Origin of the sequence: Streptomyces sp. NPDC127114 (assembly GCF_042677525.1) — a bacterium.
Taxonomy (GTDB): Bacteria; Actinomycetota; Actinomycetes; order Streptomycetales; family Streptomycetaceae; genus Streptomyces.
Map to the genome: position 1 here is coordinate 26,721 of NZ_JBHXTJ010000048.1, position 26,413 is coordinate 53,133.

General features: G+C 71.9%; 24 protein-coding genes. 4 read left to right on the top strand and 20 right to left on the bottom strand.

From position 1 onward, the window contains the following. Window positions 1-354: 354 nt before the first annotated feature. Window positions 355-1,281 (bottom strand): class I SAM-dependent methyltransferase, encoded by a 927-nt coding sequence (locus tag ACFVGS_RS32080; protein ID WP_385695450.1) that lies wholly within the window; start codon window positions 1,279-1,281, stop codon window positions 355-357. Between ACFVGS_RS32080 and ACFVGS_RS32085 the strand changes: the two genes are divergently transcribed. The 3 genes from ACFVGS_RS32085 to ACFVGS_RS32095 all read left to right on the top strand — a co-directional run bounded on the left by ACFVGS_RS32085 (window position 1,280) and on the right by ACFVGS_RS32095 (window position 2,586). After that, window positions 1,280-1,552 (top strand): hypothetical protein, encoded by a 273-nt coding sequence (locus ACFVGS_RS32085; protein WP_385695452.1) that lies wholly within the window; start codon window positions 1,280-1,282, stop codon window positions 1,550-1,552. The genes ACFVGS_RS32080 and ACFVGS_RS32085 overlap by 2 nt on opposite strands. Before the next feature lie 84 nt (window positions 1,553-1,636). After that, complete coding sequence (gene tpx, locus ACFVGS_RS32090; RefSeq protein ID WP_385695455.1) at window positions 1,637-2,137, top strand: thiol peroxidase; 501 nt, start codon at window positions 1,637-1,639, stop codon at window positions 2,135-2,137. A gap of 179 nt (window positions 2,138-2,316) precedes the next feature. Then, the gene (locus tag ACFVGS_RS32095) at window positions 2,317-2,586 is read left to right on the top strand and encodes a hypothetical protein (RefSeq protein ID WP_385695457.1); all 270 of its coding nucleotides are present in this window, start codon (window positions 2,317-2,319) and stop codon (window positions 2,584-2,586) included. Here the strand turns inward: ACFVGS_RS32095 and ACFVGS_RS32100 are convergent. Next, on the bottom strand, window positions 2,555-3,112 hold the full coding sequence (locus ACFVGS_RS32100) for a hypothetical protein (RefSeq protein WP_384423593.1): 558 nt from the start codon (window positions 3,110-3,112) through the stop codon (window positions 2,555-2,557). The two genes, ACFVGS_RS32095 and ACFVGS_RS32100, sit on opposite strands and share 32 nt — an antisense overlap. A 106-nt stretch (window positions 3,113-3,218) precedes the next feature. Here ACFVGS_RS32100 and ACFVGS_RS32105 point away from each other — a divergent pair, with 106 nt between their 5' ends. Beyond that, window positions 3,219-4,616 carry an FAD-binding oxidoreductase gene (locus tag ACFVGS_RS32105; RefSeq protein WP_384423592.1) on the top strand — a complete coding sequence of 466 codons (1,398 nt, stop codon included), beginning with the start codon at window positions 3,219-3,221 and terminating at the stop codon, window positions 4,614-4,616. Between the two features lie 111 nt (window positions 4,617-4,727). Here the strand turns inward: ACFVGS_RS32105 and ACFVGS_RS32110 are convergent, their stop codons facing one another. From ACFVGS_RS32110 to ACFVGS_RS32195, 18 genes are all read right to left on the bottom strand, one after another. Further along, on the bottom strand, window positions 4,728-5,354 hold the full coding sequence (locus ACFVGS_RS32110; RefSeq protein WP_384423591.1) for a LysE family transporter: 627 nt from the start codon (window positions 5,352-5,354) through the stop codon (window positions 4,728-4,730). A gap of 371 nt (window positions 5,355-5,725) precedes the next feature. Then, window positions 5,726-6,004: an antibiotic biosynthesis monooxygenase gene (locus ACFVGS_RS32115; protein ID WP_384423590.1), complete on the bottom strand. Its 279-nt coding sequence runs from the start codon at window positions 6,002-6,004 to the stop codon at window positions 5,726-5,728. Window positions 6,005-6,174: 170 nt separating this feature from the next. Further along, complete coding sequence (locus tag ACFVGS_RS32120) at window positions 6,175-7,125, bottom strand: prealbumin-like fold domain-containing protein (protein WP_385695461.1); 951 nt, start codon at window positions 7,123-7,125, stop codon at window positions 6,175-6,177. A gap of 283 nt (window positions 7,126-7,408) precedes the next feature. Further along, window positions 7,409-11,176, bottom strand: coding sequence for an amino acid adenylation domain-containing protein (locus tag ACFVGS_RS32125; protein ID WP_385695463.1), 3,768 nt, complete (start codon window positions 11,174-11,176; stop codon window positions 7,409-7,411). A 63-nt stretch (window positions 11,177-11,239) separates the two neighbouring features. Next, window positions 11,240-11,914, bottom strand: a complete 675-nt coding sequence (locus tag ACFVGS_RS32130; protein ID WP_384410351.1) for a maleylpyruvate isomerase family mycothiol-dependent enzyme — start codon at window positions 11,912-11,914, stop codon at window positions 11,240-11,242. 6 nt (window positions 11,915-11,920) lie between these two features. After that, entirely contained in the window at window positions 11,921-13,321 is a 1,401-nt protein-coding gene (ahcY, locus tag ACFVGS_RS32135) for an adenosylhomocysteinase (RefSeq protein WP_385695466.1), read from the bottom strand. After that, window positions 13,308-14,186 carry a methylenetetrahydrofolate reductase [NAD(P)H] gene (gene metF / locus ACFVGS_RS32140; RefSeq protein WP_385695469.1) on the bottom strand — a complete coding sequence of 293 codons (879 nt, stop codon included), beginning with the start codon at window positions 14,184-14,186 and terminating at the stop codon, window positions 13,308-13,310. The genes ahcY and metF overlap by 14 nt, the downstream gene beginning before the upstream one ends. Next, complete coding sequence (metH, locus tag ACFVGS_RS32145) at window positions 14,183-17,659, bottom strand: methionine synthase (RefSeq protein WP_385695472.1); 3,477 nt, start codon at window positions 17,657-17,659, stop codon at window positions 14,183-14,185. The genes metF and metH overlap by 4 nt, the downstream gene beginning before the upstream one ends. Continuing rightward, window positions 17,656-18,639, bottom strand: coding sequence for a carbohydrate kinase family protein (locus tag ACFVGS_RS32150; protein ID WP_385695475.1), 984 nt, complete (start codon window positions 18,637-18,639; stop codon window positions 17,656-17,658). The genes metH and ACFVGS_RS32150 overlap by 4 nt, the downstream gene beginning before the upstream one ends. Before the next feature lie 36 nt (window positions 18,640-18,675). After that, entirely contained in the window at window positions 18,676-19,884 is a 1,209-nt protein-coding gene (gene metK, locus ACFVGS_RS32155; RefSeq protein WP_385695478.1) for a methionine adenosyltransferase, read from the bottom strand. Continuing rightward, window positions 19,881-20,135 (bottom strand): phosphopantetheine-binding protein, encoded by a 255-nt coding sequence (locus ACFVGS_RS32160; protein WP_384410333.1) that lies wholly within the window; start codon window positions 20,133-20,135, stop codon window positions 19,881-19,883. Before ACFVGS_RS32160 ends, metK begins: the two co-directional genes overlap by 4 nt. 12 nt (window positions 20,136-20,147) lie before the next feature. Continuing rightward, window positions 20,148-20,606, bottom strand: a complete 459-nt coding sequence (acpS, locus tag ACFVGS_RS32165; protein WP_384410330.1) for a holo-ACP synthase — start codon at window positions 20,604-20,606, stop codon at window positions 20,148-20,150. Between the two features lies 1 nt (window position 20,607). After that, window positions 20,608-21,498 carry a hypothetical protein gene (locus ACFVGS_RS32170; protein WP_385695481.1) on the bottom strand — a complete coding sequence of 297 codons (891 nt, stop codon included), beginning with the start codon at window positions 21,496-21,498 and terminating at the stop codon, window positions 20,608-20,610. A 36-nt stretch (window positions 21,499-21,534) separates the two neighbouring features. Beyond that, window positions 21,535-22,428 (bottom strand): diiron oxygenase, encoded by an 894-nt coding sequence (locus ACFVGS_RS32175; protein ID WP_384410325.1) that lies wholly within the window; start codon window positions 22,426-22,428, stop codon window positions 21,535-21,537. A 105-nt stretch (window positions 22,429-22,533) separates the two neighbouring features. Further along, a complete protein-coding gene (locus ACFVGS_RS32180; RefSeq protein ID WP_384410322.1) occupies window positions 22,534-23,577 on the bottom strand; it encodes a class I SAM-dependent methyltransferase in 1,044 nt (347 codons plus the stop codon). Further along, window positions 23,574-24,416: a class I SAM-dependent methyltransferase gene (locus ACFVGS_RS32185; protein ID WP_384410318.1), complete on the bottom strand. Its 843-nt coding sequence runs from the start codon at window positions 24,414-24,416 to the stop codon at window positions 23,574-23,576. The genes ACFVGS_RS32180 and ACFVGS_RS32185 overlap by 4 nt, the downstream gene beginning before the upstream one ends. A 72-nt stretch (window positions 24,417-24,488) precedes the next feature. Then, window positions 24,489-25,034, bottom strand: coding sequence for a MaoC family dehydratase (locus tag ACFVGS_RS32190; RefSeq protein WP_384410315.1), 546 nt, complete (start codon window positions 25,032-25,034; stop codon window positions 24,489-24,491). Between the two features lie 110 nt (window positions 25,035-25,144). Next, on the bottom strand, window positions 25,145-26,311 hold the full coding sequence (locus ACFVGS_RS32195; RefSeq protein ID WP_385695486.1) for a trans-sulfuration enzyme family protein: 1,167 nt from the start codon (window positions 26,309-26,311) through the stop codon (window positions 25,145-25,147). Window positions 26,312-26,413 lie beyond the last annotated feature (102 nt).

A 26,413-nucleotide genomic window follows, 5' to 3' on the forward strand; every position in this document is an offset into this window, starting at 1 on the left:
AGCTTTCAGACGATCGTGGATCTCGACGCGACCGCCGACGACGCCCTCGCGCACGGCGAGCGGGTGACGGCGTTGCTCGTGGGCCAAGGGATCGTATGGGCAGGTGACCTCGGGCCCGGGCCGCGGTGGGAGCTGGCCACCGGCGCGCGGGAGGCGGGCGGGAGCGACGGGCTGACCGTCGTCACCGGGCGGACGGTGTTCTTCTCGCCGCAGCACGGCGGGCCCACCGGTCTGCCCGTACTGCGCGGGCGTCTTCGACGCGACGCACCGGGAGGTGTTCTCGCCGGCCATGGACGCCCGGTGGGCGACGGGCGAGGCCGAGGTGACGTGCCCGGGCCCGGTGTGCCCCGGCCGCTACCCCCGTACGCCCTTCACCGCCCAGGCGCGCGCCGTGAGTTCGACCGAGCCGTCCGGCTCGCGGGGGACGGCTTCGGCCAGCGCGGTACGGACGCGGTCGCGGTCACCCGGGGTGAGGGAGGCGACGTAGCCGGGGGCCGGGCCCTGGCCCGTCAGGAACGGGTCCCAGAGGTCGGCGAAGTCGGCGAAGACGGTGGGGACGTCGATCGGTGCGGTCGTGACGTCGGCCAGGCCCGCCTCCGTCCACAGGCTGTGCAGGCGCTCGGGACGGCAGAGCGTCCCGAAGCGCCGGCCCTCGTCGAGGGCGACGGCCGCCGCCGGGTCGACGGTCGCGACCGCGTCCCAGAAGCGGCGCAGGAAGCCCATGCCGTCGGCGTAGTCCCACACGTACGCGGCCACCGTGCCGCCGTCGGGGCGCACCGCGCGGACCAGCTCGGCGGCACCGGCGGCCGGGTCCGGCAGGAAGTTCAGGGTCAGTCCGCTGAGAGCCGCGTCCCAGGCGGCGTCGCGCACGGGGAGCGCCGTCGCGTCGGCCACGACGAAGGAGGCCGTGGCGGTGGCGCCCACGGCCGTGGCGCGGGCCGCGCGGACGAAGGGTTCCGACAGGTCGAGGCCCAGGAGGGCGCGGGGGCGGCAGCGTTCCGCCACCGCGGCGGACAGGGCGCCGGTGCCGCAGCCCACGTCCAGCCAGCGCAGGCCCTCCGCCGGGTCGAGCCACTCCGTGAAGCGGGCGGCGACGAGCCGGCTCCAGCGCCCCATGTACCGCTCGTACGCCGGACCGGACTCCCACGCGTCCTGTCCCGCGTGCTCCCGGGCGCTCCGCCCCGCGTTCTTCGGGCGCGCGATCCGCCCCGCGTTCCGCCCCGCGTCCTGCGGGGGCGCGATCCGCCCCGCGTTCTGTCCCGCGTTCTGCCCCGTGTCCATGGCGTCACCTCTCGCCACCTCTCAGTCCAAGCGTCTCCTCCTTCCCCGGCGTCAGCCAGCGCAGACGCCCGGCCAGGGCCGGGTCCGCGGCGAAGGCGGCGGTGAGGGCGGGCCCGGCCGCTCGTCGGCGCTCTCGCCGCACTCCACGACCGTCGGCGTGCCGCAGCTCGTGCACACCTTCGCGCCCGGCACGGAGCCGGACGAGGACGAGCTCGCGCGGGTGGCGGGCTCCGGCCTGGACCTGTTCCTGGCCGGATACGCGCGCACCTGACCGCGGCGGCGGAATACGATCGGGCCGTCGGCGGCTGACCACAGCTGACGACGGCAACATCCTCAGTCGAAGGAGAGATTCCTCATGGCGCAGGTCGCGCTCAAGGGCAACCCCGTTACGGTCGACGGCATCCTGCCCGCCGCGGGCAGCCAGGCTCCCGCGTTCACCCTGGTCGGCGAGGGTCTCGCGGACAAGACGCTGAAGGACTTCGAGGGCAGGCGCAAGGTCCTCAACATCTTCCCGAGCGTGGACACGCCCACCTGTGCCGCGTCGGTGCGCGCCTTCAACGCGAAGGCCGCCGAGCTGGACAACACCGTGGTGCTCTGCATCTCCGCTGACCTGCCCTTCGCCCAGGCCCGCTTCTGCGGCGCGGAGGGCCTGGAGAACGTGCAGAACCTCTCCACCCTGCGCGGCCGCGAGTTCCACACCGACTACGGCGTCTCCATCGCCGACGGCCCGCTGGCCGGCCTGACCGCCCGCGCCGTCGTCGTCCTCGACGCGGACGACAAGGTCCTCCACACGGAGCTCGTCAACGAGATCTCCGAGGAGCCGAACTACGAGGCCGCCCTCGCCGCCCTGAAGTAAGCGGTCCGATGCCACCCGGCGCCCCGGCGCCGGCCTGGGGCACGTACCTCACCTCGCGCACGCGCGGCCCGAAGGTCCGCCCGGCAGCACCGTCGCCGGGCGGGCCTTCGCGGTCTCCGAAACCGTGTGTTCCCCGCGTTCGGGAGCGCACCGGCAGCGGCCGTGCCTACGATCAGGCCATGCGACGCAACAGCGGCCCGGGCGTCACGCCCCGCCCAGCCTCCCGCTCCGGCTCCTGCCTCTCCCTCTGGTCGAAGAACTCCTTCCTCTCCATCGGGTCGGTCGGGTCCTTCATGTCCATCGGGTCCGTCGGCTCCGCCTTCTCCATCGGATCCGTCGGCTCCTTCCTCGGCGTCGGCTCCCTGCTCTCGGCCCGCTCGGTGCTCGCCGTCATGTCCTGGCGGTCGGCCCGCGCGGTCATGAGCTCCCGCAGTCGCCGACGGGGGTGACCGCCACCACGTCCGTGACCGGGATGTCGACCGTACGGCCCCGGACGCTCAGGGCCAGGGCGCCGCTGCCCCGGGTGAGCTCCCCGCACCACGTGCCCGCGGACGTCGTCACCGCGACGGCGGGGGCCGTCGCCGCGCCCTCGCCCGCCTCGCCCTCCGGAGACGGCCACCACGCGCTCGTCGCGGCGAGGGCCGTCAGGAGGACCGTGACGAACGTCAGGACCAGGCCGGTGCGCAGACGGCGCGCGGCGCGCGCCGGGTCGTCGGGGGTCGCGGAGTGCGGCCAGGCGGTGCGGCCGACGAGGTAGACCGCCAGGATCGCGACGAACAGGGCGAGCAGGACCAGGACGCCCGCCACGATCTCGACGCCCCGCGGGGCCGTGGAGCCGGAGCCGCCGGCCTTCAGCGCGCCGCACAGGCCCACGAAGCCCAGGGCCGCGAGTTGGAGCGTCAGCCAGCCGCGGGCCGAGGCCCGTACTCCCTGCACGTCACCGTCACCGGCGTCACCCGCGGCCGCGTCGCTCATGGCCGTAAGGATGCCGACGCACCGGCCCGGCAGGCGGGGTGCCACGCCGGGGGAGAGACTGAAGGGGTAGCGCGGCCGCCGGACAGGGGTGCCCTGAGGAGTGGACATGGGCGGCACTGGCACTGTGGTGGAGGCCCTGCGCGAGCAGCTGCGGGGCGAGGTGATCGGACCCGAGGACCCCGGATACGACGAGGCCCGGACGGTCTACAACGCGATGATCGACCGGCGGCCCGCCGCCATCGCGCGGTGCGCCGACGTGACGGACGTACGGGCGGCGGTGCGCCACGCCCGCGACACCGGCATGGACCTGGCCGTGCGCGGCGGCGGCCACAGCGGCGGCGGCCTGTGCATGATCGACGGCGCGCTGGTGATCGACCTGTCGGGCGGCCTGCGCTATGTACGGGTCGATCCCGGGACCCGTACGGCCGTGGTGGGCGGCGGCAGCCAGCTCGGCGACCTCGACCACGAGGCGCACGGCTACGGGCTCGCGACGCCGGCCGGCGTGATGTCGACGACCGGGGTCGGCGGGCTCACGCTCGGCGGCGGACACGGGCATCTGACCCGCGCGTTCGGACTGACGATCGACAACCTGCTCGGCGCGGACGTGGTCCTCGCCGACGGGACGACCGTCACCGCCTCCGCCGACGAGCACCCCGACCTCTTCTGGGCGCTGCGCGGCGGTGGCGGCAACTTCGGCATCGTCACCTCCTTCCGGTTCGCCCTGCACCCGGTGGACAACGTCGGGCTCGGCGTCACGCTGTGGGATCCGGAGCACATCGGCGAGGTCCTGCGCTGGTACCGGGACTTCCTGCCGGCGGCCGACGAGAGCCTGAACGGCTTCTTCGCGACGCTGGTGGTGGCGCCGGAGGCGCCGTTCCCGGAGGAGCTCCACCGCAAGAAGATGTGCGGCGTGGTGTGGTGCTCCACGGGAGCGACGGACGAGGAGAGCCTGGCGAAGACCTTCGCACCCGTCGCCGAACCCGCCCGGCCCGCCTTCCACTTCGCGGTGCCGACGCCGTACCCGGCGGTCCAGACGATGTTCGACGAGCTGATCCCGAAGGGCCTCCAGTGGTACTGGCGCGGTGACTTCTTCGACCGGATCACGGACGACTCGATCGACGTGCACCGCACGTTCCTGGAGAACATCCCGAGCAACCTGTCGACGATGCACCTCTACCCCGTCGACGCCGCCGCCCACCGGCTCGGCCCGGCGGACACGGCGTGGGCCTACCGCGACGCGGTCTGGTCGGGCGTGATCGGCGGGATCAGCCCGGACCCGGCCGACGCGGGCGCGATCCGCAGCTGGGCCATCGACTACTGGGAGGCCCTCCACCCGCACTCGATGGGCGGCGCCTACGTCAACTTCCTCGGCCAGGACGAGGGCGGCGACCGGGTCCGTTCGACGTACCGGGGCCACTACGACCGGCTGGCCGAGGTGAAGCGCACGTACGACCCGGACAACGTCTTCCACCACAACCAGAACATCCACCCGGCGAAGCCCTAGGTGTGTTGTGCGGGGACGTCGGTGACACGCGTGCTGGGTTCTTGAACGGGTGAGGGCCTCCGGGTTCGGTGTGGATTGCCCTCCATGTACCGCTCGCCACCCTCTGACTCCCTACTCCACCAGCCGCACCGCCAGCACCACGATCAGTGTGCTCGACGCCAGGGTCGTGGCCAGGCGGCCTCGGGTGCCGGTCAGGGTGCGGCCGAGGAGGGTGCCGCCGGTGGCGAGGAGGAGTTGCCAGCTCGCCGAGGCGGCCAGGGCGGCCAGGACGAAGGCGACGCGCTCGGCGGCGGAGGACGGGGCGTCGGGGCCGGTCGCGAGGACGAGGGCGGCGAAGTAGATCACCGTCATCGGGTTGAGGACCGTGATGCCGAGGAACGTGAGGTATGCGCGGCCCGGGCCCGGTCCTGCGGCGCCGTCGTCGCGGGAAGCGAGCTCGCCTCCCCGGTAGGCCCGTACGGCCGTCGTCGCCGCCCGTACCGCCAGGATCACCAGGACCACGGCGGAGACCCAGCGCAGCGGGGTCATCACGGGAGTGAGCAACGGGACGAGGACCGAGCCGCCCGCGACCGCGAGAAGTGCGTAGACGCCGTCCGCGGTGGCGACGCCGAGCGCCGCGGCGGCGCCCGTGCGCCAGCCGGTGCGGGCGGTGACGGCCACCAGATAGGCGCCGACCGCGCCGACGGGGATCGCGATGCCGTAGCCGGCCAGCAGGCCGGCCACCGCCGCGGCGATCACGCGACGAGCGGGATCGCGCCTCCGGGGACGCCGGGCTGCTGCTGTCGGCCGTCACGGAGGACGACGGGACGGCGGCGGCGGGACGGAAGGGAAGAAGTCATGCGCCGCAGCGTGCCGCCGGGGCCGCCCGGCCCGCAACGCAATTACGCCCGGGCCCCTTCGCCCGTGACCTTCGCGCGGACCTCCCACGCCGATCCCGCGGGCCGACCTTGCGCGGACCTGCGCCCGCCCCTGGCCACCCCGCGCGGCCCCGCCCACGGGCTCCGCGCCCGTGACCCTCGCGCCGACGTCCGGCGCCCGGCCCGTCGCCCGGCCCGTCGCCCGGCCCGCGGCCCCGCCCGTCGCCCGGCCCACGGGCTCCGCGCCCGTGCCTACTTCAGGATGACGTTCACCGCCTCCTCCACCCGCGGCGCGATCTGCGGCGTCCCCTCCTCCTCGAAGATCGGCGTCGCCTTCTCCACGAATGCCATGAAGTCCGCCTTCGACTCCCAGAAGTCGACCACCCGCCACCCGCCCGTCCCGTCCGGGCCCGCCGCGTGGGCGAGGAAGCCCTTGGCGGGCCACCAGGACGCGCTGGTGATCTTCCGGGTGGTCCGCTCGTAAGTCTCCTGGGTGCCGCCGGGGATCTCGACGGTGACGATGACGGCCATGGCTGGTGCTCCTGTACGTGGGGGTGCCGGACTCCGACCAGCACACCAGCGGGTCCCCCGCCCCGCACGGCGACGGCAACCGAACGGACGACGGCGCCCTCGCGCGGTGCGAGGGCGCCGTCGTCCGCCGCGTGGCCGGGCGGTGTTCACGCGGCCACGAGCTCAGCCGGTCACGGGTCGATGTGGATCTGACAGGTGTAGTCGCCCGGCGGCAGGTCGTTGACGTTCAGGATGGCCGGGTCCGAGGGGCCGGTGCTGTTGCCGTTGCACGCGATCGTGGACTGGATCTCGCCGGAGCCCTGGTCGTCCACCCGCACGAGGAGGTCGGCGAGCGGTGCGTTCGTGAACGTGGCCGTCGCGCCCGCAGGGACGCTCGAACAGGTGGTGCCGGCGACCACGGTCGCCTGGACGTTCGTCTGGGTCGCGGCGCCGTATCCGGCGGGAGGCGTCGTCTCGTTGACCGTGTAGGTGCCGGGCGTGAGGTTCGAGATGCACACCTCGCCGACGGTCGGGTCCTCGTCGGGAGCCGCCATGGTCGTGTCGTCGGTGACGCTGGTGCCGAAGCCGCCCGGGCCGCTCACCGAGAACACCGCGCCGGCGTTGTTGACGAGCCCGCCCTTGGTGCTGTTCTTCACGATCTTCAGCGCCCCGGGCCGCGGAGCCTCGCCGAGGCAGAACGCGACGTGGCTGAGGCCGAAGAACCGGTTGCCGTTCGGGCCCGCGCCGAGCGGGGAGTGCAGGCTGGTGTCGTTCCTGTTGCCGGCGGTCCGGTAGTCGTAGAAGTTGGAGTCCGGGCCGCCCTTGACGATGACTCCGAGCGCGACGAAATCGCCGTCGAGGTTGAAGTCGAACACCTGGCCCTGACTGGTGTTCCGAACGTCGATGTCGAGGTTCCCGCTCAGCCCGCTGGGGGCCGGCGGGCTCAGCGGCGAGAGGTCGACGTTCGTCCCGTCCACCACGGGCTCGTACCGGAACTCGAACGATCCCGGGACGAGTTCCGCGCAGTCCGGGTTGCCCTGCACCAACTGGGGCTGCTCGCCGTCTCCGCTCGGAGGTCCCGGAGTCAGCGCCTGGGCCGCGGTCGCCAGGCCCGACAGAGGGAGGGCCAGAGCCGTGGCCATGCCGAGAGCGACGAGCGACGCCCTGCGCGTCCTCTTTCTCGGCCGTCTCGCGGTTGTCGTCATGAAGCTTTTCCACCTTTCGGTGCCAGATCCCGGCCACCTTGCTGGTCGCGGGGTCTCAACCGCCGACGAGTATTCGCACGAAGCGGGACAAAAGGACCGCGCCACACGCTCCGCGTTGCGGCGTGAACGCCGAAGGACGAGAGAAACCCCTCCGATGGCGGGCGCATCGGAGGGGCCTTCTTCGTACTGGTCGGACAATCTCGGCGGGCCGAACGGGCGGCTACCTCCCCAGCCGGTAGCGGATCTGCTTCACGAGTTCCTTCAGGTCCGGTGCCCGCAGCAGGCTGTAGTGGTCCGCCGCCAGCTCCACCACCGTCGGCGGGCGGGTCGACCAGCCGGTCGCGCGCTCCAGGAAGGAGTAGTCGTCGCCCTGCGCCTTGAAGATCGTGACCGGGCAGGAGACCTGGCGTTCCGTCAGTTCCCGGAAGGTGTACGTGAAGTCGAAGGTCTTCTCGACGATCGCGATGATCCGGGCGACCAGGTCCGGGTCCAGCGCCGGGAAGCGCTCCGTCACGTACGTCGCGAACGACTCCGCGTCCGTCGCCGGGACGTCTTCCAGGGCGCCCGCGAAGACCGAGTACAGGATCTGCGTGAAGGCGGGGTTGTCGTAGGCCGCGCCGCCGGCCGCCGACTCCGCGCGCACCTTCGGCGAGCCCGGCGCGATCAGGAACAGGTGCTCCACCTGCTCCCCCGCCGCCTCCAGCAGGTGTGCCGACTCGAAGGCGACGCGGGCGCCGAAGGAGTAGCCCCACAGCGTGTACGGGCCGGTGGGCTGGCGCTTGCGGATCGCCTCGACGTCGGCCGCGGCCATCTCGCGGATGGTGTCGTACGGGGTCTCGCCACGGTTGATGCCGTGCGCCTGGACGCCGTAGAACGGGCGGTCCACGCCCGCCTCCTCCGCCAGGAAGCGCAGGTTCATGGTGTAGCCGCCGAGGCCCGGCCAGCAGTAGACCGGCGAGCGGTCGCCGCGCGCGTGCAGCCGGACCAGCCGCGAGGCGGGCGTCGCGGCGGCGCCGTCCACGCGGTGGGCCAGCTTCTCGATCGTCGGCGCCTCGAAGAGCACCTGGAGCGGCAGGCGCGCGTCGGGGAACTCGCGGTTGATCCTCGTGATGAGCGAGACCGCGATGAGCGAGTTGCCGCCGGACTCGAAGAAGTCGTCCTGGACGGAGACCGCCTCGACCTCCTCGTACCTGAGGGCCGCCGCCCAGATCTCCGCGAGCCGCCGCTCGGTGGCGGTGCGCGGCAGGACGTGCGGGCGGCCGTGCAGGCCGGCGTTGACGACGGCGAGCTCGGCGAGCGCCTTGGTGTCGACCTTGCCGTTGGCCGACAGCGGCAGCCGGTCGAGGACCACGACCCGGTTGGGGATCATGTAGTCGGGCAGGTGGTGGACGAGGTCGTCGCGGATCATCTCCGCGGGGCCCTTCATGTGCACGGTGTCCTCGTACATGCCCTCGCCGAGCCGCTGCTCCTCGCTCACCCGGCCGCCGACGAAGAAGTACGAGGGGCCCGTGGGCCGCCCGGCCCGGGTCAGGATCTCGTCCATGCGGCGCGCGGCCGGCAGCGGGTTGCCCGACATGGAGCTGTAGCCGGAGGACATGAACCCCAGTCCGTGGCCGCCGAGTTGGAGGCGCTGCAGCGCGCGTCCCAGGTCGATGTACGCGCGCCAGGACTCGGCGGTGCGGCTGACCACCGTGATGCCGAGGCTCGCCCGCTCGTACACCGCCTGGTTGATCGCGATGACGTGCTTCTTCTCCACCAGCGAGTCGGCCAGCGGGGTCAGGTGGCCGTTCTCGTAGGCGTACTGGCCGTGCGGGAGGTCGGCGACACGGCCCGGGTGCGCCTGGACGTAGACGTCCACCTCCGCGTCCGTCGCTCCGTCCGCCGCGGCCTCCTCGTCGTACGGGACGAGTTCGAAGACGCCCAGGTCCGCGGCGCCCTCTCCGCCCCGCACCGGGCGCACGTCGAGGCCGAGCGGCGGGAGGATCTCCTCGAACAGGCCGACCATGTGGCCGGTCTCGATCTCCAGGACCTCCCGGATGTTGTTCCGGTAGACCGGCTCGATCGCCTCCCACTTGCCCCGGAAGGCGAGACGGACGCACGGCTCTCCCCCGGCCGTGCCCGCCGCCCCCTGGGTCCCGGCCGTGCCCGCCGTGCCCGGCTCCATCAGGTGCAGCTGGTGGTGCACCGGGTGGTAGTAGTACGTGCCGGGCTCCAGGCCCGCGATGCCGCGCAGCTCCACGTACAGCTGGGTCGCGTAGAGCGCGCCCGGCGAGGCGTAGCCGTACTTCGGGAGCAGGCGCTCCTCGCTGAGGAACTGGCCGAACCAGCGCAGGATCTCCCCCAGGTCGCCTGCGGTCAGGCTGCCGATCGCGCGGGAGCCGATGGCCTCGGGGCGGCGGGACAGGGCGGCCAGGACGTCGGCGCGGGTCACCGGGCCGCCGTCGTAGAAGCGGTAGGTCTTGCGGGCGAAGACGGTGCGGCGCATCCGCTCGGTGGGCGTGCGGCCGGGCAGCTCGACGACGGGGCGGCCCGCCAGCTCGGCGGGGTCGAGGGTGCCCGCGTTGGACAGCTGGGCCTTGACCTGGAGCTTGGACTCCTTGGACTGGTGGTGGGCGCCGTGGTTGCCCTGGTCCATCAGGGCGGCTTCCTTCGGGGACAGCTCGACGCAGGCGACCAGGTTCTGGAAGCCGGTGCGCGGCTCGTCCTTGACGATGACGGCGGCGTTCTTGACCCAGTCGTGGTTCTCGATGGCGAGCGCGATCTCGTCCAGCTCGACGCGGAAGCCGCGCAGCTTGATCTGGTTGTCCGCCCGGCCCCCGAAGTGCACGGTGCCGTCCTCGTCGATCGTGGCCAGGTCCCCGGTGCGGTAGAGGCGTTCGCCGGTCTCGGACACCACGAACTTCTCGGCCGTGAGCTCGGGGCGGTCCAGGTACCCCCGCGCGACCTGGACGCCGCCGACGCACAGCTCTCCGTCGCGTATGCGGAAGGTGGTGTCGTACGCGGGTCTGCCGATGGGTATCGCGGGCGGGCCGTCGGCGACGCGGGCACGGTCGACGGTGTGCGAGGAGGCGTTGATGGTGCACTCGGTGGGGCCGTAGAGGTTGACGAGTTCCGCCCCGGGCAGCTCGGCGAGGAGCCGGCCGGCCAGGTTGCGGGAGAGGATCTCGCCGCCCGAGTACACCCGGCGCAGGCTGGTGCAGGTGCCGAGGCGCTCGGTGTCGACGAGGGCCTGGAGCAGCGTCGGCACGCACTGGAGCATGGTGGCGCCGTGCCGCCGTACGGTGTCGATCAGGCCTTCGGGATCGCGGTAGACGCCCGGCGGGCCCATGGCGACGCGGGCGCCGACGGCCGGGGCGAGGATCTCCCACTGGGCGGCGTCGAAGCTCATCGGCGTCTTCTGGACGACGGTCTCGCCGGGGCCGAGCCGGTGCTCGCCGGCCATCCAGCGCATCTGGGCGACGATCGAGCGGTGCTCGACCATCACGCCCTTGGGCCGGCCGGTGGAGCCGGAGGTGTAGATGACGTACGCCAGCTGTTCCGGGCTCAGCTCGGGTTCGGTGATCGGCTGCTGGTCGCCTCCGGTGCGCCAGGCGTGCTGCACGGCGTCCTTGAGGGTGACGACGGTGGTGCCGGGCGGGGCGAGCTCGGTGACGCGGTCGCGGAAGCGTTCCTGGGTGAAGACGACCCGGGCGCCGCTGTCCTCGATCATGTAGCGCAGCCGCTCCTCGGGGTACTCCGGGGAGAGCGGCACGTACGCGCCTCCGGACAGCACCACGCCCCACGTGCCGATCACCAGTTCGAGTGCGGGTTCGACGTGGACGCCGACACGGTCGTCGGCGGTGACGCCGAGGGTGCGGAGGTACGCGGCGAGGACGGCGGCGCCCTCGTGGAGCTCGCGGAAGGAGAGGGTGTCGTCCTCGAGGACGACGGCCGTGTCGTCGGGCCGCGCTTCGGCCTGTGCGCGGAGGAGCCGGTCGAGCGTGGGCATAGGGATCCTCTTCGTGGATGAAAGGGGCGGGCCCCGGTCCTCGGGGACCGGGGCCCGCCGCCCTCAGCGGTAGATGAGCAGTTCCTGCTCCGTCGCACCCGTCAGCTCGTAGCGGGTGCGGACCAGGGGGCGGCCCGCGTAGATGCGGATCAGGGTGGCCGCGTCGCCGTGGAAGCGGGCCGGGGCCCGGCCCTCGATCTCGTTGCCGAGATCGACCTCGCCGGCCCGGTCCGCGAGGACGCCGACCAGGCGCGGGGTCTCCCGCCTGCGGCTGGTGACGGAGAGCAGCGGCAGGGCCAGGTCCAGGGCCTCGCCGCAGTACGCGCCGGGCTCGCCGAAGGCCTCGCGCACGTCTCCGGCGTGCACCCATTCGCCGAGCGCGACCGCGTCGAGCCGGCCGTCCTCGTGGCCGGCGATGACCGGCCCGGCCTCGGTGAAGCCGCGCTCCAGCTCGTCCAGGACCCGGCCGAGCGGCCAGTCCTCGCGTTCGGCAACGTCACAGGCATTGGCCTCGGGCAGGAACACGCCCTCCTCCAGCCGGCCCTCGACGATCCGCACGAGCGCCGCGCCGCAGTGGGCGATCACCTGCCGGACCGTCCAGCCGGGGCACGCGGTGCGGAGCTCGTACGCCTCCTCGGGCATGCGCCGCAGCAGCGGCATCAGCAGGTCGCGCTCCGTCTTCAGGAGCCGGTCCGGGAGCCAGGGGTCACGCACGTCATGTCGACAGTCGGTACACATACGGCCTCAGTAGCGGTAGTGGTCCGGCTTGTACGGGCCCTCCACCGGGACGCCGATGTAGGCGGCCTGCTCGGGGCGCAGGGTCGTCAGCCGGACGCCGAGGGCGTCGAGGTGGAGGCGGGCGACCTTCTCGTCCAGGTGCTTCGGCAGCGTGTACACGCCCACCGGGTACTCGGCGGTCTTCGTGAACAGCTCGATCTGGGCCAGGGTCTGGTCCGCGAAGGAGTTGGACATCACGAAGGACGGGTGGCCGGTCGCGTTGCCCAGGTTGAGCAGGCGGCCCTCGGACAGCACGATCACGACCTTGCCGTCCGGGAAGGTCCAGGTGTGGACCTGCGGCTTGACCTCGTCCTTGACGATGCCGGGGATCTTCGCCAGGCCGGCCATGTCGATCTCGTTGTCGAAGTGGCCGATGTTGCCCACGATCGCCTGGTGCTTCATGCGGGCGATGTCGGACGCCATGATGATGTCCTTGTTGCCCGTGGTGGTGATGAAGATGTCGGCGGTCTCGACGACGTCCTCCAGGGTGGCGACCTGGTAGCCGTCCATGGCGGCCTGGAGCGCGCAGATCGGGTCGATCTCGGTGACGATGACGCGGGCGCCCTGGCCGCGCAGCGACTCCGCCGAACCCTTGCCGACGTCGCCGTAGCCGCAGACGACGGCCGTCTTGCCGCCGATGAGGACGTCGGTGGCGCGGTTGATGCCGTCGACGAGGGAGTGGCGGCAGCCGTACTTGTTGTCGAACTTCGACTTCGTCACGGCGTCGTTCACGTTGATGGCGGGGAAGAGGAGCTGGCCGTCGCGGTGCATCTCGTAGAGGCGGTGGACGCCGGTGGTGGTCTCCTCCGTGACGCCCTTGATGCCGGCCGCCAGCGTGCCCCAGTCCAGCGTGCTGTTCTCCAACAGCGCGCGCACGACGGCCAGTTCTTCGTTCTCGGCCTCCGGAAGCCTGCCGGTCTTCTGGTACTCCACACCCTTGTGGACGAGGAGCGTGGCGTCACCGCCGTCGTCGAGGATCATGTTGGGGCCCTCGCCGCCCGGCCAGGTCAGCGCCTGCTCGGTGCACCACCAGTACTCCTCCAGGGTCTCGCCCTTCCAGGCGAAGACCGGGATGCCGGCGGCGGCGATGGCGGCGGCGGCGTGGTCCTGGGTGGAGTAGATGTTGCAGGAGACCCAGCGGACCTCGGCGCCGAGGGCGACGAGGGTCTCGATGAGGACCGCGGTCTGCACGGTCATGTGCAGGGAGCCGGTGATGCGGGCGCCGGCCAGCGGCTGTGCCTCCGCGTACTCCTTGCGGATCGCCATCAGGCCCGGCATCTCGTGCTCGGCGAGGGTGATCTCCTTGCGGCCGAACTCCGCCAGGCCGATGTCGGCGACCTTGAAATCGGTGAACTCAGACACGTGCAAAGCTCCTTGACGCTTGGATCGATCGGTGGATTTCCAGTGCCGCCGTGGACTTGTTCAGCGTGATGTAGTGCAGGCCGGGCGCCCCCTCGTCGAGCAGTCGCAGGCCCATCGCCGTCGCGTGCTCGACGCCGATCCGGTACGCGGCGGCCGGGTCGTCCTTCGCCGCCTCCAGGCGGTGCGCCAGGTCCTCGGGGAAGGCCGCGTCCGACAGCTCGGCGAAGCGGCGGATCTGCCGGACGTCGGTGGCGGGCATGATCTCCGGGATGACCGGGGTGTCGCAGCCGGCCGCGGCGAGCCGGTCGCGCAGCCGCAGGTAGTCCTCCGGGTCGAAGAACATCTGGGTGATGGCGTAGTCGGCGCCCGCCCGGCACTTGGCGACGAAGTGCGCGAGGTCGCTGGCCGGGTCCGCCGACCGTGGGTGGCCCTCCGGGAAGGCCGCCACGCCGATCCGGAACTGGCCCAGCGACCGTACGAGCTCGACGAGTTCGTACGCGTACGTGAAGCCTTCCGGGTGCGGCGTCCAGGCGCCGCGCGGATCGCCCGGAGGGTCGCCGCGCAGGACCAGGACGTCCCTCACGCCGGCGTCCGCGTACGCGCCGATGATCGCGCGCAGCTCGGCGACCGAGTGGCCGACGGCGGTCAGGTGCGCCACCGGCCGCAGGGTCGTCTCCGTCACGATCCGCTTCGTCACGTCGATCGTCCGGTCGCGGGACGAGCCGCCCGCGCCGTACGTCACGGAGACGAAGTCCGGCGACAGCGCCTCCACGCGCCGGATCGCGTCCCACAGGGTCCGCTCGCCCTTGTCGGTCTTCGGCGGGAAGAACTCGAAGGAGAAGGTGGGGGATTCAGGGGCTTCGGGGCTCACAGGCGTCGGCCTCCCGCGTTGAAGTAGGTCGCTTCGGGGTGGTGGACGACGAAGGCGTCGGTGGACTGCTCGGGGTGCAGCTGGTACTCCTCCGACAGCTCCACGCCGATCCGCCCGGGATCCAGGAGGGCGGCGATCTTGGCCCGGTCCTCCAGGTCGGGGCAGGCCGGATAGCCCAGCGAGTAGCGGCAGCCCTGGTACTCGGTGCGGAACATGCCGGCCATGGAGGCCGGGTCCGCCCCGCCGATGCCCCACTCCGCCCGCACCCGGGAGTGCCAGTACTCGGCCAGGGCCTCGGCCAGCTGCACGGACAGGCCGTGGAGTTCGAGGTAGTCGCGGTAGGAGTCGGCGGCGAACAGCTTCGCCGTCTCCTCGCCGATCCTGGAGCCGACGGTGACGACCTGGAGCCCGACCACGTCGACCTCGCCGGAGTCCTCGGCGCGGAAGTAGTCGGCCAGGCACAGGCGGCGGCCCCGCTGCTGGCGCGGGAAGGAGAAGCGGGTCCGCTCGGATCCGTCCTCGTCCAGCAGGATCAGGTCATCGCCCTTGGACACGCAGGGGAAGTAGCCGTAGACCACGGCCGCCTCCAGCAAGTGCTCGGTCTGGAGCCGGTCCAGCCAGCCCCGCAGCCGCGGCCGGCCCTCCGACTCGATCGTCTCCCGGTCCTTCAGCCCCCACTGCCCCTTGAACAGCGCGCCCTCGTCCAGCCACGACGCGTACTCCGCCAGCTGGATGCCCTTGACGACCTTCGTCCCGAGGAAGGGGGGCTCGGGTACGGGGTTGTCGGCGGCCACGTCGGAGCGGCCGGCCGGCTCGGGCTCCCGCACCTCGTCGAGGAGCGGGCTCGGGGTGTCCCGCCTGGGTACGCGCCGCTGCTTGAGCTCGGGCAGGGTCGCGCCGGGCACTCCGCGCTTGACCGCCATGAGGGCGTCCATCAGTCGCAGGCCCTCGAAGGCGTCGCGGGCGTAGCGGACCTCGCCGTCGTACAGCTCGTGCAGGTCCTGCTCGACATAGGCCCTGGTCAGGGCCGCACCACCCAGGATCACCGGATACCTGCCGGCCAGACCGCGGCCGTTCAGCTCCTCCAGGTTCTCCTTCATGATCACCGTGGACTTCACCAGGAGCCCCGACATGCCGATCACGTCCGCCTGGTGCTCCTCGGCGGCCTCCAGGATCGCCGACACCGGCTGCTTGATCCCGATGTTGACCACGTTGTAGCCGTTGTTGGACAGGATGATGTCGACCAGGTTCTTGCCGATGTCATGGACGTCGCCGCGGACGGTCGCGAGCACGATCGTGCCCTTCCCTTCCGCGTCGGACTTCTCCATGTGCGGCTCCAGGTAGGCCACCGCGGTCTTCATGACCTCGGCGGACTGGAGCACGAACGGCAGCTGCATCTGACCCGAGCCGAACAGCTCGCCGACCGTCTTCATCCCGTCGAGCAGGACCTCGTTGACGATCTCCAGGGCCGGACGCTCCCCGAGCGCCTCGTCGAGGTCGGCCTCCAGGCCGTTCTTCTCGCCGTCGACGATCCGCCGCCGGAGTCGCTCCTCCAGCGGGAGCGCGAGCAGCTCCTGCGCCTTGCCGGCCTTGAGGGACTTCGCCGTCGCGCCCTCGAAGAGCTCGAGGAGGCGCTGCAAGGGGTCGTAGCCGTCCCGGCGCCGGTCGTAGATGAGATCGAGCGCGACCTCGACCTGCTCCGGCTCCAGACGCGCGATCGGCAGGATCTTCGACGCGTGGACGATCGCCGAGTCCAGGCCCGCCTTCACGCACTCGTCCAGGAAGACGGAGTTCAGGACGATCCGGGCGGCCGGGTTGAGGCCGAAGGAGATGTTCGACAGGCCCAGGGTCGTCTGCACGTCCGGGTGGCGCCGCTTCAGCTCGCGGATCGCCTCGATCGTGGCGATGCCGTCGCCCCGCGACTCCTCCTGGCCCGTGCAGATGGTGAAGGTCAGGGTGTCGATGAGGATGTCCGACTCGCGGATCCCCCAGTTGCCCGTGAGGTCGGCGATCAGCCGCTCCGCGATCTCGACCTTCTTCTCCGCCGTCCGCGCCTGCCCCTCCTCGTCGATCGTCAGCGCCATCAGCGCCGCGCCGTGCTCCCGCGCCAGCGCCGTGACCTGCGCGAACCGCGACTCGGGCCCGTCGCCGTCCTCGTAGTTGACCGAGTTGAGCACGGCACGGCCGCCCAGCTTCTCCAGTCCGGCGCGCAGCACGCCGACCTCGGTGGAGTCCAGGACGATCGGCAGCGTGGAGGCCGTCGCGAAGCGGCCGGCCAGCTCCGCCATGTCGGCGGCGCCGTCCCGGCCCACGTAGTCCACGCACAGGTCGAGCATGTGCGCGCCCTCGCGGATCTGGTCCCGCGCCATCTCGACGCAGTCGTCCCAGCGGCCGTCGAGCATGGCCTCGCGGAACTTCTTCGAGCCGTTGGCGTTGGTCCGCTCGCCGATCGCCAGGTACGAGGTGTCCTGGCGGAACGGCACGTGGCTGTACAGGGACGCGGCGCCCGGCTCCGCCTCCGGCGTCCGGGCCGGCACGGCCGCGCCGCGCACCCGGTCCACGATCTCCCGCAGGTGCTCGGGCGTCGTGCCGCAGCAGCCGCCGACCAGGGCGGGGCCGTAGTCCCGTACGAACGCCTCCTGGGCGTCCGCCAGCTCCGCCGGCGTCAGCGGGTAGTGCGCGCCGTCGGAGGTGAGCACCGGCAGGCCCGCGTTGGGCATGACGGAGACGGGGATGCGGGCGTGCCGGGAGAGGTAGCGCAGGTGCTCGGCCATCTCGGCCGGGCCGGTCGCGCAGTTCAGGCCGATCATGTCGATGCCGAGCGGTTCCAGGGCGGTCAGCGCCGCCCCGATCTCGGAGCCGAGCAGCATCGTGCCGGTCGTCTCCACCGTCACCTGCACGATCAGCGGCAGGTCGAGCCCGAGGCGGTCCAGGGCGCGGCGGGCGCCGATGACGGCCGCCTTCGTCTGGAGCAGGTCCTGCGAGGTCTCGACGAGCAGGGCGTCGGCGCCGCCGGCGGCCAGGCCCTCGGCGTTGCGCTGGTAGGCGTCGCGCAGCGGCTCGTACGTGACGTGCCCGAGGGTGGGGAGCTTGGTGCCGGGGCCCATGGAGCCGAGCACCCAGCGGGGCCGGCCGTCGGTGGCGGTGTGGGCGTCGGCGACGCCGCGCGCGATGCGGGCGCCGGCCTCGGACAGTTCGTGGACGCGGTCCTCGATGCCGTACTCGGCGAGGGCCGCCAGGTTCGCGCCGAAGGTGTTGGTCTCCACGCAGTCGACGCCGACGGAGAAGTAGGCGTCGTGCACGGAGGCGACGATGTCGGGCCGGGTGAGATTGAGGATCTCGTTGCAGCCCTCCAGGTTCCGGAAGTCGTCCATCGTCGGGTCGGCGGCCTGGAGCATGGTGCCCATCGCCCCGTCGGCCACCACGACCCGGGTGGCGAACTCCTCGCGCAGGGACCTCCGTACGGTGCTCACGTCAGCCCCCTCAGGTGGTTGAGCAGTTCGGCGGTGCAGCCCACGCCGTAGGTGGTCCTGATCCGGTCCAGGAGCGGGTCGCGGTGCAGCCGGTACTCCTGGGTGCCGACGTAGTCGAGGACGGTCGCGGCGACCGCGCAGCCCAGCTGGGCCGCGCACCGCTCGGGCACGCCCCACAGCGTTCCGGCGAGGAAGCCGGCCCGGAACGCGTCGCCGACGCCGGTCGGGTCGACGACACCGGCGACCGGTACCGCGGGCACGGCGAGCGGGGTACGGCCCTCGCCGCGGATCCGTACGCCGGCCGCGCCGTGGGTGGTGATCCAGGTGCCGACGTGGCGCAGCACCTCCGCGTCGCTCCAGCCGGTCTTCTCCTGGAGCAGGGCGGTCTCGTACTCGTTGGTGAACAGGAAGCGGGCCCCGTCCACCAGCTCCCGCACCTGACCGCCGTCGAGCCGCGCGAGCTGCTGCGACGGGTCGGCCGCGAACGGCACCTGGAGTTCGCGGCAGGTGCGGGCGTGCCGCAGCATGGCCTCCGGGTCGTCCGGCGACACCAGGACGAGCTCCAGGCGTCCCGTCCGGGCGAGGACCTCCCGCAGGTCGATCTCCCGGGCCTCCGTCATCGCCCCGGCGTAGAAGGTGGCGATCTGGTTCTGTGCCCGGTCGGTGGTACAGACGAACCGGGCGGTGTGGAGCGACTCGCTGACGCGCACCGAGTCGGTGTCCACACCGTGGTCCTTCAGCCAGATCCGGTACGGCTCGAAGTCGGCGCCGACCGCGCCCACGAGGACGGGGCGCAGGCCGAGCACGCCGAGTCCGAAGGCGATGTTCGCTGCCACTCCGCCGCGCCTGACCTCCAGGTTGTCGGCGAGGAACGACAGGGAGACCTTGTCGAGCCGGTCGGCGATCAGCTGTTCGCTGAACCAGCCGGGGAAGGTCATCAGATGGTCGGTCGCGATGGATCCGGTGACAGCGATACGCATGTCGACTCCCTCAGCTCCTTCAGATCCTCGGATCCCTCAGAGGCCCGCGGCCGTCTTGAGGGCGTCGACCCGGTCGGTCCGCTCCCAGGTGAACTCCGGCAGTTCGCGGCCGAAGTGCCCGTACGCCGCCGTGGCCGCGTAGATCGGACGCTTCAGGTCCAGGTCGCGGATGATCGCGGCCGGCCGCAGGTCGAAGACCCGGCTGACGGCTTCCTGGATCTTCTCGTCGGGCAGGGTGCCGGTGCCGAAGGTCTCGACGAACAGGCCGACGGGCTCGGCCTTGCCGATCGCGTACGCGACCTGCACCTCGCACCGCTTGGCCAGCCCCGCGGCGACGACGTTCTTGGCGACCCAGCGCATCGCGTACGCGGCCGAACGGTCGACCTTCGACGGGTCCTTGCCGGAGAAGGCGCCGCCGCCGTGGCGGGCCATGCCGCCGTACGTGTCGATGATGACCTTGCGGCCGGTGAGGCCGGCGTCGCCCATCGGGCCGCCGATCTCGAAGCGCCCGGTCGGGTTCACCAGGAGCCGGTAGCCGTCGGACTCCAGGTTCACGCCCTCCTCGACGAGCTCCTTGAGGACGTGCTCGACGACGTGCTCGCGGACGTCCGGGGTGAGCAGGCCCTCGACGGAGATGTCGGCGGCGTGCTGCGAGGACACCACGACCGTGTCGAGGCGGACCGGCCGGTCGCCGTCGTACTCGATGGTGACCTGGGTCTTGCCGTCGGGCCGCAGGTACGGGACGGTGCCGTTCTTGCGGACCTCGGTGAGCCGCCGCGACAGCCGGTGGGCCAGCGCGATCGGCAGCGGCATCAGTTCGGCGGTGTCGTCGCAGGCGTAGCCGAACATCAGGCCCTGGTCGCCGGCGCCCTGGGCGGCCAGCTCGTCCTCCGCGCCCTCGACGCGGGCCTCGTGGGCGGTGTCGACGCCCTGCGCGATGTCCGGCGACTGCGCGCCGATCGACACCGACACGCCGCAGGAGGCGCCGTCGAAGCCCTTCGCGGAGGAGTCGTAGCCGATGTCGAGCACCGCGTCGCGCACCAGCTGCGCTATCGGCGCGTACGCGGCGGTGGTGACCTCGCCGGCGATGTGGACCTGGCCGGTGGTGATCAGGGTCTCCACGGCGACGCGGGACGACGGGTCCTGGGCGAGGAGCGCGTCGAGGATCGTGTCGCTGATCCGGTCGGCGATCTTGTCGGGGTGGCCCTCGGTGACGGACTCCGAGGTGAACAGGCGGCGGCTCATGCCTGGACCTCCGCCGGGGCCTTGGCGAAGAAGGACTGCTCGATGGCGGCGAGGGTGCGGATGGAGTCGACCTCCAGGGTCTCCATCTGGATGGCGGTGCCGCTCTCCTGCTCCAGCAGGAAGACGAACTCGACGAAGGACAGCGAGTCGATGAGCCGGTTCTCGATCAGGTCGAGGTCGGAGGCGATGTCCTCGCGCTCCGGGTGACGCTCGAGGATCCAGTTCTTCACCGTCTGCAGGCCGTCGGCCATGATTGCTCTCCTTTAGCTGCTGCTCGATGAGCTGCTGGGTACGTAAGGGGTGGGGGCGATGATCGGCGCGGCGACCGCGACCGCGTAGTCCACGTCGTGGCTGATGGACACGGTGATCTCGGAGATGCCGGACTCCTGGGCCATCCCGGCCGCGGGTCCGCGCAGCTCCACCAGCGGCCAGCCGCCTTCGGAGCGCCGTACGACGATGTCCGTCCAGGGCAGGAACCTGCCGCGGACGCGCAGCGTCTTGAAGGCCGCTTCCTTGGCCGCGATCCGGCCGCAGAGGCTCAGGATGTCCAGCCCGGCGGCGGTGCGGCAGTCGGCGAGTTCGCCGGGGGTGAGCATCCGCTCGAAGAACTTCTCCCCGTACTGCGCGAGAAGCCTGCGGACACGGTTGACGGACACGATGTCCATGCCGAGGTTCGCCCAGCCCAGGCCGCCCGCCGGCGGGGCGACGGGACGGGCCGGCACGTCAGATCACCGGCCCGGCCGCGAGGCTCGCATCGGCCCGCAGTCGGGCGTCGGCGTCGAGGACCGCCTGGGTGGCGGACTCCCAGTCGCCGTGCCGGCGGGTGAGCGCCGACAGCCAGCGTTCCAGGCCGAAGGCGACACAGCTGGTGAAGGCGGGGCCGCCGGTGGACTCCAGGGTGATGTCACAGCGGTCGCCGAAGAAGTTCCGGTGCGTGTTGACCGAGGCGATGGCCAGGTCCTCGTACAGGAACTCGTGCTTCACCGGCGTGAGCCGCTGGAGCAGGGCCTTCGATCCGCCCTTGTCGAAGAACGGGTCGCAGGCGGCCTCCTTGCGCAGCGGCAGGTCGAGTGCCGTGGCGAAGGCGTGGATGCGGGCGGTGAAGTCCGCGAGGTGGTTCTCGGCGTGCTCGCGCGAGCCGACGGCGACGATCTCCCGCATGCGGAAGCCGAGTTGCCGTCGCATCCCCTCGTAGTGCGTCTCCTTGCGGAAGCACCAGGAGCAGATGGTCACCAGGTGGTCGTCGGCGACCTGGGTGCCCTGGTGGGTGAGGTAGACGGCGTAGCAGGACGCCGAGGGCAGTCCGAGCGCGGCCGGTTCGAGGGCGGCGGTCGGGAAGCAGCCGGTGTCGGTGGAGAAGGGCTCGGTCGCGCGGCGCTCCAGGTCGAGCGGGGCGGCGACGACGGCCTGGTGGGGGAAGTTGTCGTAGTAGTCGAGCCGGGCCAGGTCGGCGGCCGGGAGCAGCGGGGGCATGGTCATGGGGCGGGCGCCCGCGGCCACTCCCCAGCCCTCGAAGGTGTCGTCGAGGAGCCGCAGCAGGCGGGTCCCCTCCGGGCCGAGCGTGGGCAGGCCCCTGGTCGCCCCGACGTTCTGCTCGGGGGTCGTCATGGTCATGATCGGTGCACCTCTCGGTGGGAGGTTCCTGGGGACTCAGACGATGGGCAGGCTGTCGTCGGAGAAGATCCCGGTCTTGAGGAAGAAGGCGAGCGGCTTGCGGATCGCCTTGCGCTCGTGCGGGCGGCGGCGCTCGTCGGCGACGAGGGCGTTGCGCAGCGCCAGCGGGTCGGGGATGCCGGCGTCGCGGTACACGTGGGGGTTGTAGAGCGAGTTGACGCTGTAGACGACGTAGCGCTTGAGGTACGCCTCGACCTCGCGGACCCGCTCCGCGCTGACCGCCTGGCACATCCGCTGGTAGAGGAGCGAGACCAGCTCGCGGCCGAAGGCGATGTGGCGGGACTCGTCCTGGTGGTGGATCCGGTTGACCTCGCGGATGGTGTGGCACAGGGATTCGTCCTTGGCCATCCGGGAGTTGTAGTGGTCGACCAGCTCCTCGAAGAACAGGATGCGGGTGAAGACGAGGAAGTTCTCGACCTCGGGCTCCCAGGCGGCGTCGGCGCGCATCGCGGTGGAGCCGTAGATCTTGTTGCCGTAGCGCCGGCAGAACTCGGAGAAGAACCACATGTGTTCGTTCTCCTCGCCGATGAAGTGGTGGAAGAAGTCCGAGGGGACCTCGAAGCCCGGCATGTGGATGCGGCCGACGACCTCGATGAGGAGCTCGCGGATGCCGTGCACGTTGAGGCTGTAGAAGTTGACGGACTCCCACTTCGACAGGCGCTGAAGCGTTTCCTCGCCGAGGGTGTCGAAGTGCTCGGTGCCGTAGACGGTGAGCAGCTCCGGCGTCATCCAGTACCGGTTCTCCTCCAGGCTCTCGGGCCACTGGAAGGTCTGGTACGGGTTGTAGTAGTCCTCGACGGAGCGCTCGCTGAGGCGCGAGAGCACCTCCATGAACCGGTCGGTGACGGGCAGCGGGGCGGTGACGCCCATGGTGTGACTCCTTGTGACGGGTGGGGCGGAGCGCTCGCGGGGCCGGACGGGGACCCGGGGAGCGGCGGCGCCGGACTGTCGGGGCCGGACGACGGGAGCGGGCCGTCAGGGCCGGACTTCGTAGACCGCGTTGACCGGGGTCTCCGTGGCGCGCCGCCAGCGGGTGAAGCCGGCCTCCTCGGCGATGGCGCGGAAGGCCTTCTCACCGGAGTGGTTGCCGAGGGCGTGCGGCCCGCGCTGGGCGACGGCGACCGGCAGGCACATCACGGCGGACAGCGCCATGAACATGCGGGCGGCCGGGGTCTGGGTGTCGATGTCGGCGGGCGACACGTTCGACTCGACGAGCATCCAGGTGCCGTCGGCGTCGAGCGACTTGTGGACGTGCTGGGCGGCGGCGACCGGGTCGCCCATGTCGTGCAGGGCGTTGAAGAAGCACACCAGGTCGTAGCCGGAGCCCGGGTAGTCGTCGGCGGACGCCACGTCGAAGACGACCCGGTCGGACAGGCCGGCCTCCTCGGCGAGCTGCCGCGCGATGGAGATGGCCTCCTCGGAGTAGTCGAAGCCGTGGACGGTGGCGTTCGGGAAGGCCTTGGCGATGAGCAGCGTGGTGTGGCCGACGCCGCAGCCGACGTCGGCGACGGTGCCGCCGTCCGCCAGCTTGTCGGTGACCTCGTGCAGGGCGGGCAGCCAGTCCGGGACGAGCTTGTGCTCGTACGTCGGCTGGAAGAAGGAGCCCATGCCGGTGTCGAGGGCCGCGTCGTGCTCGGCCCAGCCGACGCCGTCACCGGTCCGGTACGCCTCGACGAGCAGGTCCTCGGTGGCGTACAGCGCCTTCAGGGCGGTGAAGAAGCCGGCGGCGAAGGTGACGGCCGTCGGGTCGGCCAGCACGGCGACGTGGTCGGCGGGCAGCGTGTACGTGAGGGAGCTGGGGTGCCGCTCCACGTAGCCGGCGGACAGCTGGGCGTGCAGCCACTCCTCGATGTACCGCTCGTTGGTGCCGGTCTTCCCGGCGAGCTGGGCGGCGGTGAGCGGGCCGTGGTCGGCGAGGGCCCGGTAGAGGCCGAGGCGCTCGCCGAGGGCGACGGTCAGTCCGCGCACGGCGGCGCCGGCGTCGGTGATGACCTTCTGGTGGAAGTCGTGGGCGCTCATGCGGCGGTCTCCTCCTTGTACGTGGGGAGGTCACAGGTGAACAGGAAGGAGCGGGGCACGCCCGGGACGGAGCGGGCCGGGACCGGGTACGGCCAGCGGTCGAAGTGGGCGCCGGGCTCACCCGGCTGCCTGACCTCGCGCACGGCCCAGCCGCAGTCGTCGAGCAGCGCCTCGGGCTCCTCGGTGCCGAAGAGCCACGGGTTGCCGTCCTCCTCCAGCGCCTTGAGGAAGCCCCGGGCGAGCGGGTTCACCAGGGCGGCCTTGGAGATGACGTCGCCGAGCAGCACGGAGCCGGGCGCCGCGTGCGCGGAGAGCGTCGAGATGAGGGTCCGTACGGCCTGCTCGGGCAGGAAGAACAGCAGTCCCTCGACCACCCACAGGACGGGCTCGTCGCTCTTCCATCCCGCCTCCTTGAGGGGGCCGGTCCAGTCCTGGGTGAGGTCGACCGGGACGGTGATCCGGGTGCGGCCGGCCGGCTGCGGCTCGTCGGCGAGCATCGCGGCCTTGGCCTCCAGGAGCGCCGGGCGGTCGAGCTCGTAGACGGTGACGCCGTCGGGCCAGGGCAGCCGGAAGAAGCGGGTGTCCATGCCGGCGGCGAGGAAGACGACCTGCCGGATGCCGCGCTCCTCCACCGCCTTGACGATGGCGCGGTCGAGGTAGGTGGTGCGGATGGCGAGGAACGGGACGGTGCCGCCGCCGGCGTAGCGCTCGAGCAGTTCGAAGCCGATCTGGTCGGCGACGGTGCGCGCGTAGGGATCGGCGAACAGCCGGTCCTCGCGCTCGGTCTCCAGGGCACGCGCGGCGGCGGTCCACTGGGCGGTGCGGGATACGGCCTCCACGGGAGGTCCCCCTTCACTGGTGGATTCGCAGGTGGTTGAGAGAGGTTCGGACGGCCGTGTTCGGCGGGAGCGCTACGCGCTCATGGCGGCTGCGGGCTCGCTCTTCCTCGCACGGGTGCAGCACCCGGCGGGATCCTCGGCGGCGGGCATCGACGACAGACGTCCGGCCTCGGATCCGGCGGGACGGCGCCGGAAGATGCTGTGCAGGACCATGCTGAACACGGCCGTCCCGTCGGCGGCCACCAGCGTGCAGCGCGGCTTGACGGTGCCGCTGGTGGGGTTGAACGGCGACGGCGTGGCGCCGAGGATCTCCACGCGCGCCGTCAGGACGTCCCCGGGACGGACGGGACGCAGGTAGCGGACCTCGTCGATGCCGGGCGAGCCGAGACAGGCGCTGTAGGCGAGCAGCCCGTCGACGTAGCGGCGCATGAACATCGACTGGGTGTGGAAGCCGCTGGCGATCAGTCCGCCGAACGGCGAGTCCTTGGCGAGCTCGGGGTCCGTGTGGAAGGGCTGCGGGTCGAAGCGCTTTCCGAACTCCAGCACCTCCTCCGCCGTGACGGTGACGGTGCCCAGCTCGTGGACGTCGCCGGGCCGGAAGTCCTCGAAGTAGCGCATCGCGCGCCCCCCTTGACCTAGGAGTTGTCGTTCCCTGGCATCTCCTAATTTACGAATCGACCATTTATTTTGTCAACCCAAAAGAAGGCCGGAACCCGAAGGAACGACCGTCAGCCGGTGGCCTGTTCGAGTGCCTGCTCGATGTCGCCCCACAGGTCCTCGACGGCCTCGATCCCGACCGACATCCGCACCAGGCCCGGCGCTATCCCGGCGGCGGCCAGGGCGTCGGCGTCCAGCTCGCGGTGCGAGGTGGACGCGGGGTGGGTGACCAGGGACTCCACGCCGCCGAGCGACAGCGCGAGCCGGGCGACCCGCACCCGCTCGATGAAGGCCCGGCCGGCCTCCCGGCCGCCCGCGAGCTCGAACGAGAGCAGCCCGCCGCCGCCGGACAGCACCTTGCGGGCCGTCTCGTACGAGGGATGGCCGGGAAGCGACGGATGGTGGACGGCCGTGACGTCGCCCCGGGCGGCGCTCCTGTCCGCGAGCCGCTGGGCGAGCACCGCGGCGTTCAGGCAGTGCTCGCGCATCCGCAGCGGCAGCGTGGCGATCCCGCGCAGGGTCAGCCAGGCCGCGAACGGGTCGGCGCAGGCCCCGAGTTCGACCGTGCGCGGCCACACCACCCGGCGCAGCGCGTCGTCGGCGAAGACGGCGGCGCCGCCGAGCACGTCGGAGTGGCCGGCCAGGTACTTGGTGGTGGAGTGCACGACGACGTCCGCGCCCAGCTCGACGGGCCGGCACAGCACCGGCGAGGCGAGCGAGTTGTCGACGACGCTCGTCACGCCGAGGAAGCGGGCCGCGGCCAGGAGTCCGGGCAGGTCGGGCACCTGGCCGGTGGGATTGGCGATCGTCTCCAGGACGAGCAGCCGGGTGGCCGGATGCACGGCGGCCCGCTCGAACTCCTCCACGTCGTCGCCGGACACGTACGTGACGTGGACGCCGTACCGGGCGGCGAGGTCCGACAGGACGGCGTAGGTCCCGCCGTACAGACAGCGCTGCGCCACCACCCGGTCGCCCGGCTTCAGGAGCGCGAGCAGCACGCCGCTGATCGCCCCCATCCCGGACGCGAAGGCGATGGCTCCGGCGCCGCCTTCGAGCCCGGCGAGCGTCTGCTCCAGGGCCCGTACGGTCGGGTTGCCGCGCCGGCTGTAGACGTACTGCCCGTCGGGTCCCGCCATGGCCTCCGCGAGGGCGTCGGCGGAGGAGAAGGCGAAGGCGGAGGACTGGACGAGGGGCACGGAGAGCGGGTGGCTGCCGCCGGGCGCCGGCGGGTCGGACACGTGGACGGCACCCCACTTGCGCGGCGCGCACGAGCAGAGACGATTTACGCATGTGCATGTATGCACCGCTTATGCGTCGAGAGGTCTACCTGTTGTGCTTCG

Coding starts and splice junctions, on each gene's coding strand:
- ACFVGS_RS32115 (WP_384423590.1), bottom strand. CDS start 6,004: ATGGCCGTCATCGTCACCGTCGAGATCCCCGGCGGCACCCAGGAGACT.
- ACFVGS_RS32150 (WP_385695475.1), bottom strand. CDS start 18,639: ATGCGTATCGCTGTCACCGGATCCATCGCGACCGACCATCTGATGACC.
- ACFVGS_RS32170 (WP_385695481.1), bottom strand. CDS start 21,498: ATGACCATGACGACCCCCGAGCAGAACGTCGGGGCGACCAGGGGCCTG.
- ACFVGS_RS32120 (WP_385695461.1), bottom strand. CDS start 7,125: ATGGCCACGGCTCTGGCCCTCCCTCTGTCGGGCCTGGCGACCGCGGCC.
- tpx (WP_385695455.1), top strand. CDS start 1,637: ATGGCGCAGGTCGCGCTCAAGGGCAACCCCGTTACGGTCGACGGCATC.
- ACFVGS_RS32190 (WP_384410315.1), bottom strand. CDS start 25,034: ATGCGCTACTTCGAGGACTTCCGGCCCGGCGACGTCCACGAGCTGGGC.
- ACFVGS_RS32105 (WP_384423592.1), top strand. CDS start 3,219: ATGGGCGGCACTGGCACTGTGGTGGAGGCCCTGCGCGAGCAGCTGCGG.
- ACFVGS_RS32095 (WP_385695457.1), top strand. CDS start 2,317: ATGCGACGCAACAGCGGCCCGGGCGTCACGCCCCGCCCAGCCTCCCGC.
- ACFVGS_RS32100 (WP_384423593.1), bottom strand. CDS start 3,112: ATGAGCGACGCGGCCGCGGGTGACGCCGGTGACGGTGACGTGCAGGGA.
- ACFVGS_RS32160 (WP_384410333.1), bottom strand. CDS start 20,135: ATGGCCGACGGCCTGCAGACGGTGAAGAACTGGATCCTCGAGCGTCAC.
- ACFVGS_RS32085 (WP_385695452.1), top strand. CDS start 1,280: ATGGCGTCACCTCTCGCCACCTCTCAGTCCAAGCGTCTCCTCCTTCCC.
- ACFVGS_RS32080 (WP_385695450.1), bottom strand. CDS start 1,281: ATGGACACGGGGCAGAACGCGGGACAGAACGCGGGGCGGATCGCGCCC.
- ACFVGS_RS32175 (WP_384410325.1), bottom strand. CDS start 22,428: ATGGGCGTCACCGCCCCGCTGCCCGTCACCGACCGGTTCATGGAGGTG.
- ACFVGS_RS32180 (WP_384410322.1), bottom strand. CDS start 23,577: ATGAGCGCCCACGACTTCCACCAGAAGGTCATCACCGACGCCGGCGCC.
- ACFVGS_RS32130 (WP_384410351.1), bottom strand. CDS start 11,914: ATGTGTACCGACTGTCGACATGACGTGCGTGACCCCTGGCTCCCGGAC.
- ACFVGS_RS32125 (WP_385695463.1), bottom strand. CDS start 11,176: ATGCCCACGCTCGACCGGCTCCTCCGCGCACAGGCCGAAGCGCGGCCC.
- metK (WP_385695478.1), bottom strand. CDS start 19,884: ATGAGCCGCCGCCTGTTCACCTCGGAGTCCGTCACCGAGGGCCACCCC.